Raw genomic sequence first — 21413 nt, 5'->3', positions numbered from 1 at the left:
ACTATTAATTTTTGGCAGTAATTGAAGTTGCAAATATACCTTATTATAGTAGCTCTTTTTTACCTATGCCTTAAACCCGATTTGTTTTCGTAATTTTGCACCAAATTTACAAAACTATATGTTAACAGTATCTAATTTATCTTTACAATTCGGAAAAAGAGTACTTTTCGACGATGTAAATATTATGTTTAGTAAGGGAAATTGTTACGGAATTATTGGTGCTAATGGTGCTGGTAAATCTACTTTCCTTAAAATTCTTACCGGCCAGCAGGATCCTACAACAGGTTCAATTTCATTGGAACCGGGAAAAAGAATGTCGGTCTTGGAACAAGATCACTTTGCTTATGATAATTTCACCGTATTAGAAACGGTTTTAAGAGGAAACAAAAAGCTTTTCGAGATTAAAACCGAAATGGATGCACTCTATGCTAAGGAGGATTTTTCTGATGAAGACGGCCTTAAAGCAGGAGAACTTGGTGTAATTTATGACGAAATGGGCGGCTGGAACTCTGAATCTGATGCAATGACAATGCTTTCCAACGTGGGAGTTAAAGACGATATGCATTATCAGATGATGGGAGAATTAGAAAACCAAAATAAAGTAAAGGTTCTTCTTGCCCAAGCGTTATTTGGAAATCCAGACGTTTTGATTCTGGATGAGCCAACAAACGATTTGGATATTGAAACCATCGCGTGGTTGGAAGACTTCCTTTCCACCTACGAAAATACAGTGATCGTAGTTTCTCACGACCGTCACTTCCTGGACACGGTTTGTACACATGTTGGCGATTTAGATTATTCTAAACTTAATTTATATACCGGAAACTACTCTTTCTGGTATCAGGCTTCGCAATTAGCAACACGACAAAGACAGCAGGCCAATAAAAAAGCAGAAGATAAAAAGAAAGAACTTCAGGATTTTATCGCGAGGTTTTCTTCCAACGTTGCAAAAGCGAAACAGGCTACAGCACGTAAAAAAATGATCGATAAGCTAAATATTGAAGATATCAAACCTTCATCCAGACGTTATCCTGCTATTATTTTTGACACAGAACGTGAAGCTGGTGATCAAATATTAGAAGTTAAAGGTTTAGAAAAAACAAAAGACGGCGAATTGCTCTTTTCTAAAATTGATTTGAATTTAAAGAAAGGTGATAAAGTTGCTGTTATTTCTAAAAACAGTTTGGCGATTACAGAATTTTTCCAAATTTTGAGTGATAACACTAAGGCAGATAAAGGAACATTCAATTGGGGAATTACCACGAATCAATCTTATATGCCTCTTGATAATGCGAGCTTTTTCCAGGAAAATATTAATCTAGTTGATTGGTTAAGACAGTTTACTAAAAACGATGAAGAGCGTCACGAAGAATATATGCGTGGTTTTCTAGGCAAAATGCTATTTTCTGGTGACGAAGCTTTAAAATCGTGTACCGTACTTTCCGGAGGTGAAAAAATGAGATGTATGTTCAGCCGCATGATGTTGCAGCGGGCAAATGTTTTATTAATGGATGAACCTACGAATCACCTGGATTTGGAAAGTATTACGACTTTAAACAACTCTTTGGTTAATTTTAAAGGAAATATTTTATTGGCTTCGCATGACCACGAAATGTTGCAAACCGTTTGTAACCGAATCATCGAATTAACGCCAAAAGGAATTATTGATAGAGAAATGACTTACGACGAATATCTATCAGACAAGAAAGTAAAAGAATTACAGCAAGAAATGTATTAAATGCTGTCCTTAATAAAATAACAAAAACCGTTCAGTTTCCTGAACGGTTTTTGTTTTAAAAGAAGACTTTAAAGTGATCAAAGCCTTCTTACCAAAAAAATAAACTATGAGAGAAATTAATTTGATGGTTTTTTTAAGCGATAAATAAACCTGCAATTGCTGCAGAATCACTTCCGGATAAAGGTTCATCAAATGATGCAGAACCTGCCGGTGCGCCAAACAATTTAGAAGTATCAAAACCTGCTTGGATAACATTTTCTTCACCTGCGTACACCGCATTTGTTGCTGCAGGCATATTGCCACCGTCTTTCAATTCAATCCAACCTTTGTTCATTCTCATTCTTCGAACTTGTGAAGCATGTCTTGCTTCTACAGAGTGAATCTGCAAAGCTGCTTGTAAAATCGCTTTGTTAGAAGCTACATTTCCAGCTTGTCCTTTATAGGCACGAACACCTGTATCTTCAAAAGCTTGTGCTAAAACCATAAATTGTTTGTAATCTGAGAACGGTTGAAAATTTCCGCCAACTGTAAAATCAAATTTTGGTTTTGCACCCGGTGTTGTTCCTAAAGAAGAAATTGCTGCTTTAAGAAATGCAACGTGTGCCGTTTCATGTTTGCTAATTTGCTGAAAAACAACTTTGTCAGCAGTTGGAATTAATCCTGTGGTTGCCAATCCTGTTCTGTAATATTCATCTTCCAAATATTCCAAAACAAGCGCTAATTGCAAAGCATCAGTTAACGCCGAAGCTGCAGAAAAAGTGCTGGTTGCAGATGTGGTTTCCGCTTTTGCAGAAGTTGCCATAAAAGATCCTAATCCTAACGGAATACTTGCTATTGCTGCTTTTCTTCCGAAGTTAGCTATATCTGAAAGTCCTTCAGACCGCGAAGTCATCTTGGTGAAAAATTGATCGTCTGATAATTTATCTAATATATTGAGTAAGTTCATAATAATATTTATTTAAGTTAAGTAATTGTGAAGAGTGATTATCCGATACCTTGTTCTTTCCAAGTAAACGGAGTTTTAAAGAAACCACCAGCTGCCATCACGATATCTTTTGGTTCTTTTGCCACGTCTAATCCATTTGCATCCACGACATCGTCACCAGAAAACGCACCTGAACCAGGACTAATTAAATCTCTAATAGCAGACGCATGACGCGCTTCTACAGAAACAATTTTCCCTGCAATTACCAGGTAATCTAAGTTTTTAATATACTTACCTGCACCATTATAAGCCGCAACACCTGTATCTTCCAAAGCTTTTGAAGTTGCCAAGATTGAGTTTCGACTGTTAAAATCTACGCCATCATACTTAAACTCTAATTTCGGAGTTGGAGTAGCACCAGCGGCCAATAAAGCTGCTTTGAAAAAATCTCTGTGAATTACTTCATGATTATAAATATCGGTGAAAAGTTGTTTTTCCACTGAAGATATTCCACCATAGAAATTGTTTACAACTTTCGTGTAAAAATCAGCTTCCAGTTGCTCTAATGCGTAAGCATAGTTTAGAATTCCTACATCTCCTGTTCCCAAATCGAAAACATTTCCCATGGGAGAATCCATATTATCATCTCTACAGCCCGCTACCGCTAGACCAGCGACTACGAGTCCTACTCCACCTAATTTTAAAAAATTTCTTCTGCTTGTATCCAAAGTTGCTCCTTTGTTCGATACACTAATTGTTTTTGGCATAATAATGATTTTAATGATTTATGATTAATGATTGTACTAATAATTACGACAAGCCTTACATTTCAGATTTATAAATTTTAAATTTTTAAAAATTAGTATGTAAAACATTGATAATCAATATCAAAAATTTAGCCACAAATTCACAAAAGTGAAATTATTTTCGATTTTAATAGCAAAAAGCTAGATTAACCCTTATATAATTAGAGAAAAATAAACTTTTAGCGCTTTTATTTACCTTTTTTATAAAACTACTTTCACCTTCCTTTCTCATCAATAAACCTCACAATTTTTTCCTATTTTTGTAGTATTATGAGTCAAAAATGGATTTACAAACCCGAGCCAGATGAAGATATAGTCGACAGTATTAGCTCCTCTTTAGGTTTCGGAACTTTTGAATCCAAAATCTTGGTTCTCCGAGGAATTGATAATTATCAGAAAGCGCGGGAGTTTTTCAAACCTAATCTTAACGACATCCATAATCCATTTTTGATGAAAGACATGCAGGTTGCGGTTGACCGAATTGCCACTGCGATCGAAAACGGAGAAAAAATAATGGTTTATGGTGATTATGATGTTGATGGAACCACGGCTGTAGCTCTTGTTTACCTTTACCTCAGCAAGATTGTAGAGAAAAAATACCTGGACTACTATATTCCAGACCGAAATGTGGAAGGTTATGGTATTTCTACCGAAGGAATAGACTTTGCAAAAAAAAATGGCTTTTCTCTGATTATCGCTCTAGATTGTGGCATTAAAGCAATTGATAAGATTGACTATGCTAAAAGTTTAAATGTTGATTTTATCATCTGTGATCACCATTTACCTGGAGAACATATTCCGCAAGCTGTAGCCGTTTTAGATCCGAAAAGAAAAGATTGCCGTTACCCTTTCAAAGAACTTTCTGGGTGTGGCGTAGGTTTTAAGCTTTGTCAAGGCCTGAACAGCATTTATAAAATTCCCGAAGCTGAACTATTTGAACTCACCGATCTACTCGCGATCTCTATCGCTGCAGATATTGTTTCGATGAGTGGTGAAAACAGAGTTCTCGCAAAACAAGGACTAAAAGTGTTACGAAAAACACGAAATATAGGCTTACGTCTCCTCATTCCCGACGATAAATTAGCAACATTTGAAATCTCAAATATTGTTTTTGAAATTGCACCAAAAATAAACGCAGCCGGCAGAATTTCGCACGGTAAAGCTGCAGTAGAATTAATGGTTTCCGATAATCTGAAGCATGCAAACCAGATCGTAGGAAATATCATAAATCTTAATGATTCGCGACGGGAAATGGATATGAGCAGTACCATCGAAGCACTTCTCCAGGTTGAAACTTCCGGTCAGATTAAAAATTTTTCCACTATTGTTTATGGTCCCGATTGGAACAAAGGGGTGATTGGAATCGTCGCTTCCCGCCTGATTGAGTCACATTACAAGCCTACGTTGGTTTTTACCGATGGAAATAATGGGGAAATGGTCGCTTCTGCACGCTCTGTTTCAGATTTTGATGTTCATCACGCCTTAGAAATATGCTCAGATTTATTTCTGAAATTCGGCGGTCATCCCGCAGCTGCAGGGTTATCGATGGAGAAAGATAAGTTTGAAGCCTTTAAACAAAAATTCGAAAAGGTTGTCGCTGATAAAATTCAGGAACATCAAATTGAACCCAGCATAACCATCGATTCCATTGTCGACATCGAAGACCTTAACAAAGACTTTTTTAATTTCCACCGTAAGTTAGCGCCTTTTGGTCCCCACAATATGAAACCTATTTTGGTTTTAAAAAACCAGAAAGTTGCTGGCTATGTAAAAACAATGGGCAAAGACGGTAGCCACCTCAAGTTCTATATCAAACAGGAATCTACCGGGCGTAATATCGAGTGTATCGGGTTTAAATTGGGAAAATTTGCGGATGATTTTCGACAGAAAAGATTTGACATGGCATTCACCGCTGAAGAAAATCACTGGAAAGGAAATGTAACTTATTACTTGAGTATCAGAGATGTAAAATTCATTTAATGCAAGTCGCTACAATATTTTATGTGGCTTAAACTCTTTCGATATGTCAAAAAGAAAGCGATAGGTTGCTAATTTTCTGGTTACACTAGTCTCTAAATTTTCTGCGATCTTAATCATCTTCGGGTTAAAATCTCCGACCCATTGCATTTCATAATCTGTAAAATTAGTGGTTTTTCGGAAATGTTTTGTTCCTTCCCAAATTATAAATCCGTCAATTCCGCGGCGTTGCCATTCTGGAATCACACCGAATACCAAGCCGACCATTTTTCTATTTTTCTTTACTATTTTAAGGAAGAGAAAGAGGATTTTTTGAAATATTCCGAACTTCCCATTAAGATATTTAAACCACTGATTTAGATCTGGAATATTCATCCAGAATGCAATGGGTTTTTCATTTTCATATACAAACCACGAAATATGCTCATTTATGACCGGTTTCAGCGTCTTAAAAAGCTTTAAAGTTTGTTCGTATGTCATCTGCTTTCCTTCGCCGTGGCTGGCCCACGCCTGATTATAGACTTCAGTAAAATCCTTTGCAAATTTTTCCAGGTGCTTCACTCTAAGTGGTCGGGCCGAGATTTCTTTTTTAAGCGAAACTCGCGCATGCATTTCAAGGTAATTTTCAGCTACAGGATCATGAATCTTCCGCCCAAAACACAGTTGATTGAAATAGATCTGAAAGCCATAATTCTCAAAAAGCGCTTTGTAGTAAGGCGCATTATAGTTCATGCCGTATAGCGGCTCTGAATATCCTTCAATCAGCAAGCCCCAAAATTTATCTCTTTCGCCAAAATTTATGGGACCATCCATGGCTTCCATTCCTTTTTTTTGAAGCCAGTTTTTAGCATGATCAAATATAAAGTTGGCAGTATCCTGATCATTAATACAATCAAAAAAACCAAAACCGCCTGTCGGTTGACTTTGCCTGTATTTTCTGTTCGTGAAAACCGCGATTTTACCTACGGTTTTTCCTTCTTTATTTTGAAAAATAAAACGTTCGCAAATACCGAATTTAAAAAACTTATTCTTTTTGGAATCGAATACAGATTCTATATCTTGATCCAATGGCCGGATATAATTTTTATCGTCGCAGAATAGCGTCGGCGGAAAGTCTAGAAATTCTCGAATTGTAAGTGCTGAAGCAACTTGTATAACCTTCATTTCTCAAAAATAATAAACATTTTTTGCATTAATCATAATTTTTTTTAAATTTTTTAGTAATTTGTGACAAATAGCAATTTCGTGAAAAAAACGCTCGCCATATTCGCACATCCTTACTTTGAATATTCTACAACTAATGTAGAATTGATCAAAGCGTACGAAAGTTCGGAGCAGTTGATTTTTAAAGATTTATACGAAGAATATCCCGATTTTCACATTTCCACTTTCCGGGAACGAAAGAGGATTCGCGAGTATGAACGCCTCGTTTTTCATTTTCCTTTAATTTGGTTCGGCTTGCCACCTCTGCTTCGCCTCTGGATAGATGAAGTTTTTGACATGAGCTGGAAAGCTGAAAGTAATCATCCGCTCATGAATAAAGATGCAATTATCATTGTAACAATTGGTGCGAAGAAAGAAAATTATCAGAAAGAGGGCCTATATAAAACGACTATAGAAGAATTGATGAAACCTCTCAGCTTATCATTATCAGTAACTGGTATCGAGGTGAAAGAAATTATTGCTATTTATGATTCAGATGATTTAGACGAAAATCAGCTGAAAGAAACCACGGAAAGAATCAAAAAAACTTTAAAAAAATATGAGTGATAATTCCTTAGCGCACACTGCCTTAATTTTTTTGGGAGCGGCCATTATTATGGTTCCGCTGGTTCGAAAATTGGGGTTAAGTTCTGTGATCGGATTTATCTTGGGTGGAATTATTATCGGTCCATTTGGTTTAAAATTAACCGGAAACGATTCTGCAGATATTATGGAAGCTACCGAATTTGGAGTGATAATGCTTCTATTTTTAGTAGGTTTAGAAATTGAGCCACGAAAATTCTGGGTCATCCGAAAGAAGATTATCGGTATGGGTCTGGGGCAAATGGCTTTCACTATTTCCATACTTTTTGCAATTTTCTATTTTGCGGGCTGGCGTACAGATAAAGCCCTGGTAGCTGCTTTATGTTTCGGAATGTCTTCCACTGCTATCGTTTTGCAAACTTTAAAGGAAAAAAATATATTCCGAACCGATGTTGGTGAAGCCTCTTTCTCTATATTGCTATTTCAGGATATTGCGGTAATTCCGATTCTAGCCTTTCTCCCTATTCTCGCTAAGACATCAGAGAGCAATGAAAGTCAAATTTTGCTGCAACTTCTTCCCGAATGGTTGCAACCTTTTTCTATTATACTGGGAATTGCGGCTCTTATTTTATTAGGCCGTTATATTTTTGTCCCTTTTTTACGGTATGTTTCCCGATCAGGCATGAATGAACTCTTAACCGCTTCCTCTTTATTTCTGGTTATTGGCGTTTCAGAATTAATGAATGCTGTGGGTTTAAGTGCGGCATTAGGCGCATTTATCGCTGGTGTAATGTTGGCAACAAGCGAATTTCGTCACGAACTGGAAAGCCAGATCGATCCTTTTAAAGGACTATTGCTCGCTGTATTTTTTGTGAGTGTTGGCGCGACGATCAATTTCTTCGTCATCATGGAAGATCCCATGTTTATTTTTACGACAACAGTTGTCGTATTAATTGTAAAATTTGCGGTTTTAATGGGCGTTGGGAAATTCTTTAAACTCAAATTACATCAGAATTTTTTGGTGGCTTTCGGTCTTTCTCAAGTCGGAGAATTTGCGTTTGTTCTTATTAATTATTCTACAAATTTGTATTTACTGGATCCAAAGCTGAATGCGCAACTTATGGCAATCACCGCTATTTCAATGTGTGTAACGCCTATTCTCTTAATTATTAATGAAAAATTTATTGAGCCTCACACTCAAAAAACAAAAAAAGAACCGGATGAATTAGAAACATCTGAAAAGTTGCAGAAAATAATTATTGTAGGTTTTGGTCATTTTGGGAGCACGGTCGGGAGATTACTGCGGGTGAACGGAATAAGTGCAACCGTACTAGACAGTGATTCAGATCGTGTAAATTTACTTCGTTCCAAAGGATTTAAGGTGTATTTTGGAGATGCCTCCAAAGCTGGGATTTTACGTTCAGCGGGCGCTGAAAATGCAGATCTTCTCATTCTTTGTTTAGATAATCCAGAAAAAAACAAATTTATATTGGAATATGCACGTGAGCATTTTCCACAATTGAAAATATTTGTTCGCGCAAAAAACCGTCTTGATGCTTATGATTTCATCAATAACGGCGTTGATAATATTTACCGCGAAACTTTAGGCACTGCGGTAAATATGGCCGTAGATATTTTGAAAGCCACCGGAATGCGTGCTTATGCGGCACGAAGACTTGGCCAACGATTTATGGTAATCGATAAAGCAATGACGAGAAAATTGGCCAAAGAACAGTTGAAAGATACCGTAACGTTCACCATGAGCGAATATTTAGACCGCGAAGCAGAGCTCCTTGCGGAAGACAGCCACTCATTTGATGAGACGCAATGGAATGAATACGAGGAATATCAGAATTAATTGGATGGATTTTCTTTAACTAAAACCAAATAGGACCAAGGTTCCATTTTGAAATTTGTTTTCGCGCTCAGGTTGTATGATTTATTGGTAAAAAGGTCTTTGTATTTCCCTTGATAATATTGAGTATCTAAATTCACCTCAACTACTTTATCGGAAAAATTGAGGACGGGCAGAATAGCGTCATATTCCTTTTCTCTGTAGAAAGAAATAATCTGGTCTTGGTGATCGTTTACGATTCGAATCATTTCGCCTCCATATTTACCATTCCACAAGGCTTTATTTTTATGTTTTAAATGAAATAGTTTGGTAAATAATTCTTCGTTTACATCATGTTTCCATTCGATAGGATCTTTCTCAAAAAATTTCAGACTTCGATTTAGCCCAGCTTCTTGTCCGCTGTAGCACAGGGGCATTCCATTCACCACGCCTGTCATTACAATGGCCGTTTTTAATCCGTCACCAAAATTCAAATAAGGATTTCCTTCCCAGGAATTTTTATCGTGATTATCGGTAAAAGTCATGCGATATGCATTTCGTGGAACGGTACTTACGTCATGGGCGAGATATTCTACCAACCCACCTAATTTTTGCTGATTCGTGGCAACTTTCAATTCATTCCACAAGGACCAGGAATATGTCATGTCAAACGATTTCTTGTACAAATCCCGACTTTCCCATTCTGCCAGCATGAAGACGGGCTTTATTTCGTCTAATTCTTTGCGCGCATTTTCCCAGAAATCAACAGGAATAAAACCTGCCACATCAGCTCTATACCCATCAATATTGGTCTCTTTTACCCAAAACTTAAGAGCCTCGGTCATGTATTTTCGAAAATCGGGATTGTCATAATCAAAGTCAATTACGTCATCCCAATCATACCATGGCGTTGGCTGGAAATTTCCTTCGCGGGTTTTCGTGTACCATTCCGGATGTTGTTTCGCGAGAGGATTGTCCCACGCTGAATGATTTCCCACCCAATCAATGATCACGTACATTCCCATCGCGTGGATTTTATCAACCAAATGCTGGAAATCCTTCCTATTTCCAAACTCGGGATTTATTCCTTTAAAGTCCTTTACAGAATAATAACTTCCCAACGTTCCTTTTCTATTTTTTTCTCCAATCGGGTGAATAGGCATTAACCAAATAATATCCACACCCATTTTTTTTAATCTCGGCAAATGGTTTTCAAAAGCTTTGAAAGTACCTTCAGGAGTATATTGACGAATATTTACCTCATAAATCGTCGCATTTTTACTCCATTCCGGATGGGTAATTTCTACATATTCTTTTGGCTGATACCGCGAATCTTTAGTTTGACTGGTCGCAGAAAAACTGAATCCAAATAGTAAAATCAGGAAATAGATGAATGAATTTTTCATGATGGGGAAAATATGAGTTTTAATCTAAACTTAAAATTGCCAAAAGATATCCTTTCATACCGAAACCGCTGATGATTCCGTTTGAATTAACGGCGGTTACCGATTTCTGGCGAAATTCTTCTCTCTGATAAATATTGCTGATGTGAACTTCAATTTTCGGTTGCTCAATATTTTTCAAGCAATCGGCAATGGCGTAAGAATAATGGGTGAAAGCACCGGGATTTATAATTAAAGCCTCAAAATCAACCTGTTGCAAACGGTCTATTAATTCCCCTTCAATATTAGACTGAAAATATAAAATCTCATGTTGAGAAAATCCCTTTTGCAGCTGATTCAAATAATCATCCATGGAAACGTTTCCATAAATGTCGGTTTCACGTGTGCCCAAAAGATTTAAATTTGGTCCGTTTACAATTAAAATTTTCATCGTGATCTTTTTACAAAGATAAGTGCTTTTCATAAAAATATTTATTTTCCACCGCAATAGTTTGCATTATGACTACCTATTTTTGCCAATTCAGGCATTTATTCTTTCATATTTCATCTATTTTAGTGCGTAGAAATAATAAAAATGTATTTTTGTAGAGCTCTCCAATTTCTAATATACACAAGTGAATATCTATCAGAAGATTTTAAAATATACAGCAATTGTTCTTGGTTCGCTCCTTTTGCTGGTAATTGTACTAATTCTCAGCTTGCAGTTGCCGGCGGTTCAAAATTTTGCAAAAGGTAAACTTGTGAATTATCTGGAGAAAAAAATTTATACGAATGTAAGTTTGGAGCGTGTTTACATCGATTTTCCCAATAGTTTGGTCATGGAAAATCTTTATCTGCAAGGTCAAAAAGTAGATACCCTATTATTTGCTCGAAAAATGAATGTGGGTTTGAATATTCCCAAACTTTTGAAAAACACGGCAGACATAACTTCCATAGATTTGCAAGGCGTAAAAGCCAATGTCGTACGTAAGGAAAATGGCACTTTCAATTTTGATTATATCATCGATGCGTTTGCTACAAAAGATGAGGAAGAAAGTCCATCAAAACCTTTTGTTATTTCGTTGGATAAAATTGATTTAAAAGACATTAAAGTTTCATTCATTGATTTGCAGTCGCGAAATGATATCGAACTTTATTTTAAATCTTTTAATACGCGCGTAAAGACCTTCGATCTCGAACAGAATTCCTACGCCGCAAACGACATCACGATGGATGGTCTTCGGTTGACACTTCAGCAGGATCTACTGGAGGAAGTCGCGGAGAAAGTGACCGAAAAAGTAGATTCTCTGAATCAGCAAAAACCTATGCGTTTAGGTTTAAATAAAATAAAACTGACCGACTTTAATATTGATTACGGTGACGAGAATACCAAAACATTTGCAAAAATAATTTTCGAAGAACTCAGTACTAAAATTAATAAACTCGATTTAGAACATTCTAATTTTGGAATTGAAAATTTGTTCCTAAAAGGTGCTGATGTCAACGCCAAATTATTTCTGCCCGCCAATAACGCCAATCCAAAAATTGCTAAAACTGATAATCAATCTACAAATTCGGAAGAATCTTTAGCATTATTTCTAAAAAAATTCATTCTGGAAGATGTGAAAGTGGTTTATGATAATACTGCAATCTCACCCACGCGGAACGGCATGGATTTTAACCATTTGAATTTTAATAAAATTAATACAGAAGTTCGAAATTTTAAAATGGAGAACGAAACTTTTGCAGGTTCGGTACAATCTGCAGCGATCAAAGAAAGTCGCGGCTTAAATATTCAGAAATTTAAAACTGATTTTGTTTACGCAGACAAACAAGCTTATTTGAAAGATCTTTATCTGCAAACTCCGAAAACAATTTTACGCGATGAAATTATACTGAACTATAATTCCGTTGAACAACTTTCTGCAAATCCGGGCGCTGTGAAAATTTCGGCTAATATCGAAAACTCAAAAATAGGATTTTCAGATATTTTAATGCTTGTTCCCACTTTAAGAAATACAGTTCCTTTTAATAAATATCCGAATGCAATCCTGAATATCAATACTCGATTAAAAGGCACGATTAACGATTTAGACATTCAGAATCTGGAACTTTCCGGCCTCGATCGGTTAACGGTTAAAACTTCTGGAAACATTAAAAATGCGATGAACCCTAAGAATATTTATTACGATTTAAATATCCGGGAATTGTCATCTTCAGCAAAAACCATTTACAATTTAGCGCCAAAAAATACAATTCCTTCTAATATTACACTTCCCTCTTTTTTTAAGATTGCGGGAACAGCAAAAGGAACGACAGAAATTGTAAATGCAAATCTGAAAATCACCTCAACTTTAGGAAATGCCGGCGTGCGCGCATCGGTTGATATGAGACGGAAAAATCAGGAACGCTATGATATTCTTGCAAACCTGCAAAACCTGCAAATTGGAACGATTATTCAAAATAAAGATTTGGGTTCAATTACCGGCCAAATCGCTCTAAAAGGACAAAGTTTTGATTACAAAAAAGCCAATGCCAATATAAAAGGAAATATTGCTTCTATTTATTACAATGGCTATACTTACCAAAATATGGCGTTAAAAGGCAAAATAAATAACGGCGCATATGTAATAAATCTAGATTCTAATGATCCAAATGCCAATCTAAAATTACTCGCTTCCGGAAATTTTACGGATAAAGATCCCTCTATAAAAGTGAACGGAACGATTCAAAAACTTGATTTGAACAAACTCGGTTTTTATGAAGATCAAATGATTCTCGCCGGTGATATCGAAGGTGATTTTTCGAGTTTAAATCCCGATGCGCCTAATGGTTTTCTTCACTTGCAAAACTTTGCGATTTCCGACACGAAAGATGTTTATCCTGTTCAGGAAGTTTTTCTTACAGCACTTTCAACTCCAGAAACCAATCGAATTACACTTCAATCTCAAATTGCAGATGTGGAGTTAACCGGAAAATATAAACTGACACAGATTTTCGGGTCTTTGCAACAAACCGTCAATCAATATTATCAATTTCAAAAACCCGGAACGCAAATTTTAAAAGTTGATCCGAATCAATATTTTAGTTTCAATGCGAAAATAAAAGATGATAATCTTCTTCGGAAATTTGTTCCCGAGTTAACTGAATTTGAGCCTATTACTTTGTCAGGAAATTATGATGCAGATTCCAGAAAACTTGAAGTGAACGGGCAGATACCAGAATTAACTTATGGGGAAAACAGTATTAAAAACGGATTATTAACCATTAATAATGAAAATAATGCGCTTGTCTACGACGTAAACCTGGGGGAATTTAAGAATGAAAGTATTGCCTTGATGAAGGTGAATTTAAAGGGAGATATTAAAGATAATTTAATCACCTACAACGCCACAACAAAAGATGAAAAAGATGTTACCCAATTTCTGATCGCCGGAAATGTGCAGAAAATGGGAGATTTTACAACCGTAAGTCTCAATCCCGATGGTTTAAAATTAAATTATACCGACTGGAAAGTCACTCCCGATAATTACATACAACTCAGCAGCAAGGGAATTCTTGCAAATAATTTTGCGATTTCAAATGAGGGAAGTGAAATTCGGCTTCAGTCTGTGACCACTGTTCCAAACAGTCCACTGAATATTTCCATTACAGATTTCAAGATCGAAACACTTACAGAACTGGTGAAAAAAGATTCTTTGCTTGCAAAAGGAACTATAAATGGAACCGCGCAACTTCGGAATTTACAAAATAATATGACGTTCACTTCCGATCTTGATATTACCGAATTATTTGTGTACGGAAGTCCTGTCGGAAATTTAGATATTAAAGCCAATAACCAAACTGCAGAAATGATTCGCGCCGATATTGCACTTTCTGGTTTTGACAATGATGTAAAACTTGCGGGAACGTACAATACGAAATCAAGTGGTCTTGATATGGATTTAAATATCAACAAACTTCAGATGCAGACGGTTCAGGGACTTTCGATGAATGCCGTAGAAAATGCAGAAGGTTATCTTTCTGGAAATTTGAAAATTGGTGGAAAATCCAGCGCACCCAATGTTTTAGGAGTAGTGAAATTAAATGAAGTTGGCTTGGGAATAACGCAACTTGGCACCAAATTCAAAAATATCAATGATGAAATTAAATTTACAAACCGAGGAATTGATTTCGATAATTTTAAATTAAAAGATGAATCAGGAAATGCTATTGTAATTGACGGCGCTGTTCTTACACAAAGTTATAAAGACTTTGATTTTAATTTAGACGTGAATGCGAAAAACTTCAAAGTAGTAGATTCTGACAAAGATAATGATAAGTTGATGTACGGAATTTTAGCCATTGATGCAGATTTGAAGATTCTTGGCGATTTAGATTTACCGCGGGTTGATGGGAATTTAGGTGTTACTGATCAAACCGATTTCACTTTTATCTTGCCACAAGCTTCGCCATCTTTACAAGAGCGTGAAGGGATCGTAGAGTTTATCGATCAGGATCAAATTGCGCTTCAGGAAACCGCAAAAGTAGATTCGCTTACCAACCAAAGCGATATTAAGGGATTGGATGTTAATGTGAATATTGAAGTAATCAAGGAAGCGAAAATTTCACTAATTATAGACAAAGCGAACGGCGATTTTGTTAAACTTCAGGGTGAGGCACAGCTTACTGGTGGAATTGATCCTTCCGGAAAAACGACGTTGGTAGGAGTTTATCAGGTAGAAAAAGGCGCCTACGAAATGTCGGTAAGTTTATTGAAGAGAAAATTTGAGATCGAAAAAGGAAGTACCATCACCTGGACAGGCGAACCGATGACGGCAAACCTGGATATTACAGCCGTTTATAAAACAGATGCAGCACCATTGGATTTGCTGCAGCAACAGTTAACAGGAGTTTCGGGTAGCGAACTGAACCAATATAAGCAGCGAATACCATTCAATACGCTTTTGATTATGAAAGGAGAATTAATGAAACCCGTAATCACTTTCGATATTACCACGGCTGATGAGAACAGTTCGGTTTCTGCCACGGTTTTAGATAATACCAAGGCCAAACTCGATCAGCTGCGCCGCGAAGAATCTGAAATGAATAAGCAGGTTTTTGCCCTTCTTTTACTGAACCGTTTTATTGGCGAAAATCCTTTTCAAAGTGATACAGGTTTATCAGCTTCAACGCTTGCGAAACAAAGTGTAAGTAGAATTTTATCTGAGCAGCTCAACAATTTAGCGAAAGATTTAATTGGTGGTGTTGAATTGAATTTTGATTTAGAATCGACCGAAGATTATTCCACCGGTAATAAAGATGAAAGAACCGATTTAAATGTCGGCTTGACCAAAAGATTATTCGATGACCGGCTGAAGGTTACGGTAGGAAACAATTTCTCCTTGGAAGGCGATGCGCGTAAGAACGAGCAAATGACCAATATCGCCGGAGACATCACCGTAGATTACAGTCTTTCCAAAGACGGACGATATATGTTGCGTGCGTACCGGAAAAATGATTACCAAGTCGCTCTTCAAGGTCAGATTATTGAAGCGGGAATTGGTTTTATCATCACTTTGGATTACGATAAGTTCCGGGAGATTTTTGAGAAATCTAAAAAAAATAAAGAACAGGAAACTACAAATACGACTTCAAACTAATGACACCATTGAAATCATACTGTTATAAAATATTGACAACGCTTACGATCGTAGTTTTTATTACTTCGTGCAGCAATACGAAATTTCTGCAGGAGGGTCAGCTTTTGTATACCGGAGCAAAAATTAACATTAAGAATGATACGCTGACAAAAAAGGAGAAATCTAATTTAAAAGATGCACTTCAGGATCAACTTAGGCCGAAACCAAACTCCTCGATTTTAGGATTGCGACCGAAACTGTACATTTATAACATTACCAAAGAACCAAAAAAGCAGAAAGGTCTTGGCTATTGGCTAAAATATAAAATTGGAGAAAAACCTGTTTTGCTAAGTGACGTAGATCGGGACTTCAATAAAAAAATTATTGTCAATTATTCTGAGAATAAAGGTTTTTTTAATGCAAAAGCCTCCTCAGATACGATCTCTAAAAATAAAAAAGCACAGGTTATTTATACTTTAAAACCAGGTGCGAGATATTTAATCAGTCAGGTTCACTTCCCGAAAGATTCTACAGAAATCAACGCAGAAATGCAGTCGATTACGGATAAAACTTTTCTAAAAGCTGGCAATCCTTTCGATTTGGATGTTATTAAAGCAGAACGAGAACGCATTGATGAGCATTTAAAAAATAAGGGTTTTTACTATTTCAGCCCGGAAAACATTATTATTCAGGCAGACAGTACCGTCTTGAAAGAACCCAAAGTTGAACTTTTTGTTAAGCTGAAAGATAATACGCCAAGTCTTGCTAAAGAACAGTTTACCATCGATAAAACGATTGTATTTGCAGATTACAATATTGATGATGTGAAACTGGGAAAATATGGCGTTCCTTATAATACCGATTCTTTAGAGGTTTACAATGATCTTTATATTATTGATCCCGAGCATAAATTTAAACCGAAAATTTTCGACCGAACGCTGTACTTTAACCGTGGCGATTTATACAACCGGAAAGACCACAACTTATCATTAAACCGATTGATCAGTTTAGGTGTTTTCAAATTTGTAAAAAATGAATTTATAGTTTCAGATTCTTTACATCATAAGTTTGATGCCTACTATCTTTTAACACCTAGACCTTTTCAGTCTTTGAGGTTAGAAACATTAGGAAAAACAAATTCAGCAAATTATACGGGTGGTGAAGTGAATTTGAACTGGACACACCGTAATTTCCTTAAAGGTGCGGAGCAATTGAAAGGTGCGATTTATGGTGCCTTCGATGTGCAGGTTGGCGGACCAAAAGATGCGAACAATATCATTCGTTTCGGGGCGAATGCGCAGCTTTCTATCCCGCGAATTGTTGCGCCGTTTAAATTCAGATCTTCAAGCGCTTATGTGCCGCGAACCAATTTTGATATCGGTTACGAGTATTTAAACCGTACGCAACTTTATACCTTGCATAATTTTAATACTTCCTTTGGCTATCTGTGGAAGGAAAACGAAAGAAAAGAACACAACCTAAAAGTGCTTGATGTCACTTTGATCGCACCGCAAAATGTAACTGAAAAATATCTGGAGCAAATTAAAGGAAATCCAGCAAAAGATATATCTGCAAATCCTTCTTTGCAAAGAGTTATCGATAAGCAATTAATTTTCGGACCTACATACAGTTATACGTATACCAATACCATGTTGCCCAAAACGAACACTTTTTATTACAAAGGAAGTGCAGAGTTGGCAGGAACGATTGCAGGTCTCGTAAGTGGTGCCGATGCAAAAGCGGGAAATCAGAAGGAAATTTTTAATATTCCCTTCAGTCAGTATGCAAAAATGGAACACGATTTTCGGTATTACCGCAAACTGAATAGTAAAAACACCATTGCTTCTCGTATTATTGCGGGCGTTGGTTTCCCTTACGGAAATTCCACCACCATTCCCTATGTGAAACAATTTTTTGTGGGCGGCAGCAACAGTATCCGCGCATTTCGGGCTCGAACTTTAGGTCCAGGAAGCTATGATCCGCGAGGTCAAAATGCCACTTTCTTCTTCGATCAGTCGGGAGATATTAAACTGGAAATGAATGCAGAATACAGAGCGAACATCTATAAATTTTTAAACGTAGCAGTCTTCGCGGATGCCGGAAATGTGTGGCTCGTGAATGAAGATGATGCTCGTCCAGGCGGTAAATTTTCAAAAGATTTTATCAAAGAAATTGCAGTAGGTGCCGGTGTGGGACTTCGTTTGGATTTTTCCATTCTTATACTTCGTCTGGATTTAGCGATGCCTTTACGCATCCCCTATTATGAAGAAGGCGACCGCTGGACTTTCGATAAAATTAATTTCGGGGACAATTCCTGGCGGAGAGATAATTTAATTCTGAACATTGCTATCGGTTATCCATTTTAAAATATTGATGATGAAAAAATTACTTTTCTTCTGGAAAACCTTAAAAGAAACCTTAATGGTCTGGATTGATTCCAGCGCTGCAAAGGATTCTGCCAGTTTAGCGTACTATGCTATATTCTCAATTCCCGGATTGTTGATCATTATTATATGGATTGCAGGATATTTTTTCGGACAGGAAGCCATACGCGGACAGATTGGAAATCAAATCAGTGACATGATGGGTTCTGAGGTCGCTAAAAGTATTGAAGAGATGCTGGCCAGCGCACTTATCGACCGCCAAAATTTCTTCATGAAAACGGTGGGAGTTCTTTCCCTTATTTTTGGAGCGACCACGATATTTTTCCAGCTTCAAAGATCGCTGAATAACCTTTGGGAAGTCGAAGCAGCACCAAAAAAAGCTTTAGTGAAATTTCTGCTTGATCGCGTAAATTCTCTGGGAATGATTCTGGTAATCGGCTTTTTATTAATGATTACCATGGTTCTTTCTTCTCTTATTAGTTTGCTCAATAATTTCATTACCGCAAGTTTAGGTCTGGAAACCTATCTATTAATGGAGCTGATCAATTATGTTCTGGGATTTGTTTTAGTAGTAGCTGTTTTTGCCTTTATGTTTAAAGTTTTGCCTGATGTAGATATTTCCTGGAAAGCAGTTTGGACCGGCGCTCTTTTAACGGCCGTATTATTTACCATCGGGAAATTCCTGCTTAGTTTATATTTTGCCGAGTTAAAACCAACTTCTACCTTTGGTAAGGCCGGAACCGTAATCCTTATTATGATGTGGATTAATTATTCTTGTATGCTCATTTTCTTCGGTGCCATATTTACAAAAGTATATTCCCAGCGTAGAGGCTACCATATTTCCCCTTCTAAACACGCGAAATGGAATGCGGGAGAACTTTATGAAAAAGAGAAAAAGAATTCTTTAGACAAATTAAAGTCTTTGCAGGAGACTGAGAATATCACTGCTTAATATACTGAGTAATAGATTTACACAAAATAATAGCAATCTTATTTGAGGTTGCTTTCTTGGCGCAAACTTCTTTCCAGTTAGGCATTTATCAATGTTTTAGAAGTACTATCTAATACCGCAATGAAACAAATCATTAAATACAAAAAACTCCCGAAAAATTAATTTCGGAAGTTTCGTAGCCCGTAGGGGAGTCGAACCCCTCTTACCAGGATGAAAACCTGAGGTCCTAACCGATAGACGAACGGGCCAGTGCGTCTTGTATTTTTGTTTACGCTAAATTATTAACGTGCTTGGTCAATTTACTTTTTAAGTTGGCCGCTTTGTTTTTGTGGATGATGTTTTTCTTCACCAATTTATCCAACAAAGAGATTACCAATGGCAACTGTACTGCAGCAGCCTCTTTATTCTCCTCGCTTTTAAATACTTTCAAAGCTGTTCTCGCAGTCTTGTGATAGTATCTGTTTCTTAATCTTTTCTTTTCGCTTTGTCTGATTCTTTTCAGAGCTGATTTATGATTTGCCATATCTTTCTAAAAACTTGGGTGCAAAGATATAAAATCTTTTTTGATTACAAAATATATTTAAAAAACTTTTCAAAATTTCAGTTTTTGTAGCCTATAGGGGAATCGAACCCCTGTTGCAAGACTGAAAATCTTGAGTCCTTACCACTAGACGAATAGGCCTTTGCTTTGAGGACTGCAAAAATATTAATTAACTTTTAATCCTGCAACACTCTTACCGCTTTATCTGGAAAGTTTTTGAATTACTGTATTTTTAATGCCTTTTTCCTCCACCTCTTTCTGGGTTTTTACCGCTTCTTCTAACGTGGCGAATTTACCGTAAGTGTAGTAAAAGGTACCTTTTTCTTTAACTCTTGTTACATTTTTCAAAGTATTCAGCAAATAGGAATTTGCACTGAGTTTTTGATCACTCGCAGCAACTTCCAAAGTATAAGAGCCGGTTCCCAATCTTTGGTTTGGAATAAAGGAAATCGACGTTGAATTTCTAAAGCCTGCATCCTTAGCTGTTTTAAGGTTGTTATCACGAACTGAGGCTAGATTGGTCACACTGTAATAATACTTGTACAAATCGTTCTCTTTAATGGTAAGAATGTAGTTTAATCCTTTCAGCGCAGGATCACCTAAATTATATTTCATCGGAGACGACATGAGCAGAATACGGAAATCATTTTTCAGCGGTTTCTCATCGGGTTTTTCGGCGGCTTTTGGTTGGCTTGATACACCACCATTTCTTTCAATCGCTTTTCTATAGCTGATGATCGCATCGTAAATACTTTCTGCTATTTCATCCTGACCTTTCTCTGAGCCCAAATACATCGCTTCGTCATAGTTGCTGATAAATCCTGTCTCAATTAATACTGAAGGCATTGCATTGAGTCTTAAAACGTGAAGGTTTTGCTGTTTCACTCCGCGCGATAAACGTTTATCTTTCTTTTCGAAGTTACCTTCTACGAAACTTCCAAAAAGAAGACTGCTTTCCAGATATTTACTTTGTTGAATTTTAAGGGCTATTAAAGATTCCATTGATTTTGGATCGTAAGAAGCAAAGGTTTCGCGGTCTTTTTCATCCAGAAAAATTACGTCGTTTTCAGCTTTTGCCACCTCCAGATTGGTTTTATTCTGGTCTGGACCCTGAACAAAGGTTTCGGTTCCGTAAGGAGAAGTTCTGGTATTTGCATTACAATGTACGGAAACGAACAAATCAGCCTTACTTCTGTTCGCAAGTGTTGTCCGGTCGGTTAATGATGGATATTCATCAATCTTTCGGGTGTAAATAATTTTAAAATCTTTATTTTTCTCCAACATTCTTCCTAATTTTAAAACAATGGAGAGCGTAACATCTTTTTCCCGCAAGGTTCCTGTCTCACTATAATATCGGTTTGCGCCGTGGTCTGTTCCGCCGTGACCCGCATCTAGAACGAGTGTGAATTTTTTTTGAGCCTGAGGAAGAAAAAAGAGGAAGCAGAAAAAGAGGAAGAAATATTTTTTAAACGAAAAACTATAATTAATCATCTGTAAATTTTAAAAA

At 36.7% G+C, this 21413-nt stretch carries 14 protein-coding genes and 2 tRNA genes; 7 read left to right on the top strand and 9 right to left on the bottom strand.

Translation table 11 applies throughout. From position 1 onward, the window contains the following. Positions 1-118: 118 nt before the first annotated feature. Positions 119-1738, top strand: coding sequence for an ABC-F family ATP-binding cassette domain-containing protein (locus LC814_RS10460; RefSeq protein WP_226063873.1), 1620 nt, complete (start codon positions 119-121; stop codon positions 1736-1738). Positions 1739-1871: 133 nt separating this feature from the next. Here LC814_RS10460 and LC814_RS10455 read toward each other — a convergent pair whose 3' ends face one another. After that, complete coding sequence (locus LC814_RS10455; RefSeq protein ID WP_226063872.1) at positions 1872-2684, bottom strand: ferritin-like domain-containing protein; 813 nt, start codon at positions 2682-2684, stop codon at positions 1872-1874. A 38-nt stretch (positions 2685-2722) separates the two neighbouring features. Next, positions 2723-3430, bottom strand: a complete 708-nt coding sequence (locus LC814_RS10450) for a ferritin-like domain-containing protein (protein WP_226063871.1) — start codon at positions 3428-3430, stop codon at positions 2723-2725. A gap of 309 nt (positions 3431-3739) precedes the next feature. On the opposite strand from LC814_RS10450, the gene recJ reads away from it, so the two are divergent. Further along, entirely contained in the window at positions 3740-5449 is a 1710-nt protein-coding gene (recJ, locus tag LC814_RS10445; protein ID WP_226063870.1) for a single-stranded-DNA-specific exonuclease RecJ, read from the top strand. Between the two features lie 9 nt (positions 5450-5458). Here recJ and LC814_RS10440 read toward each other — a convergent pair whose 3' ends face one another. Next, the gene (locus LC814_RS10440) at positions 5459-6610 is read right to left on the bottom strand and encodes a hypothetical protein (RefSeq protein ID WP_226063869.1); all 1152 of its coding nucleotides are present in this window, start codon (positions 6608-6610) and stop codon (positions 5459-5461) included. A gap of 81 nt (positions 6611-6691) precedes the next feature. On the opposite strand from LC814_RS10440, the gene LC814_RS10435 reads away from it, so the two are divergent. Continuing rightward, a complete protein-coding gene (locus LC814_RS10435; RefSeq protein WP_226063868.1) occupies positions 6692-7216 on the top strand; it encodes an NAD(P)H-dependent oxidoreductase in 525 nt (174 codons plus the stop codon). Continuing rightward, positions 7209-9050 (top strand): cation:proton antiporter domain-containing protein, encoded by a 1842-nt coding sequence (locus LC814_RS10430; protein ID WP_226063867.1) that lies wholly within the window; start codon positions 7209-7211, stop codon positions 9048-9050. Before LC814_RS10435 ends, LC814_RS10430 begins: the two co-directional genes overlap by 8 nt. Here LC814_RS10430 and LC814_RS10425 read toward each other — a convergent pair. Together LC814_RS10425 and LC814_RS10420 are read right to left on the bottom strand one after the other, a co-directional pair. Continuing rightward, positions 9047-10432 carry an alpha-amylase family glycosyl hydrolase gene (locus LC814_RS10425; protein ID WP_226063866.1) on the bottom strand — a complete coding sequence of 462 codons (1386 nt, stop codon included), beginning with the start codon at positions 10430-10432 and terminating at the stop codon, positions 9047-9049. The genes LC814_RS10430 and LC814_RS10425 overlap by 4 nt on opposite strands. Positions 10433-10451: 19 nt before the next feature. Next, positions 10452-10859 carry a type II 3-dehydroquinate dehydratase gene (locus tag LC814_RS10420; protein WP_226063865.1) on the bottom strand — a complete coding sequence of 136 codons (408 nt, stop codon included), beginning with the start codon at positions 10857-10859 and terminating at the stop codon, positions 10452-10454. A gap of 184 nt (positions 10860-11043) precedes the next feature. Here LC814_RS10420 and LC814_RS10415 point away from each other — a divergent pair, with 184 nt between their 5' ends. From LC814_RS10415 to LC814_RS10405, 3 genes are read left to right on the top strand one after another with little or no spacing between them, the layout of a single operon-like run. Then, on the top strand, positions 11044-16050 hold the full coding sequence (locus LC814_RS10415; protein WP_311135704.1) for a translocation/assembly module TamB domain-containing protein: 5007 nt from the start codon (positions 11044-11046) through the stop codon (positions 16048-16050). Next, positions 16050-18395, top strand: coding sequence for a translocation and assembly module lipoprotein TamL (gene tamL / locus LC814_RS10410; protein WP_226063864.1), 2346 nt, complete (start codon positions 16050-16052; stop codon positions 18393-18395). The genes LC814_RS10415 and tamL overlap by 1 nt, the downstream gene beginning before the upstream one ends. A gap of 7 nt (positions 18396-18402) precedes the next feature. Next, positions 18403-19365 (top strand): YihY/virulence factor BrkB family protein, encoded by a 963-nt coding sequence (locus LC814_RS10405; protein WP_226063863.1) that lies wholly within the window; start codon positions 18403-18405, stop codon positions 19363-19365. A gap of 176 nt (positions 19366-19541) precedes the next feature. Here LC814_RS10405 and LC814_RS10400 read toward each other — a convergent pair. From LC814_RS10400 to LC814_RS10385, 4 genes are all read right to left on the bottom strand, one after another. Further along, positions 19542-19613: transfer RNA gene (locus LC814_RS10400), tRNA-Glu, on the bottom strand. Positions 19614-19633: 20 nt separating this feature from the next. Beyond that, positions 19634-19888, bottom strand: coding sequence for a 30S ribosomal protein S20 (gene rpsT / locus LC814_RS10395; protein ID WP_226063862.1), 255 nt, complete (start codon positions 19886-19888; stop codon positions 19634-19636). Between the two features lie 87 nt (positions 19889-19975). Then, positions 19976-20047 (bottom strand) — tRNA-Glu (locus LC814_RS10390). A gap of 60 nt (positions 20048-20107) precedes the next feature. Continuing rightward, a complete protein-coding gene (locus tag LC814_RS10385; RefSeq protein WP_226063861.1) occupies positions 20108-21397 on the bottom strand; it encodes an N-acetylmuramoyl-L-alanine amidase family protein in 1290 nt (429 codons plus the stop codon). Positions 21398-21413 lie beyond the last annotated feature (16 nt).

Source organism: Kaistella polysaccharea, from assembly GCF_020410745.1.
Classification (GTDB): Bacteria; Bacteroidota; Bacteroidia; order Flavobacteriales; family Weeksellaceae; genus Kaistella; species Kaistella polysaccharea.
The sequence above is the reverse complement of the archived record's forward strand: the minus strand, read 5'-3'. Positions and strand labels throughout refer to the sequence as shown.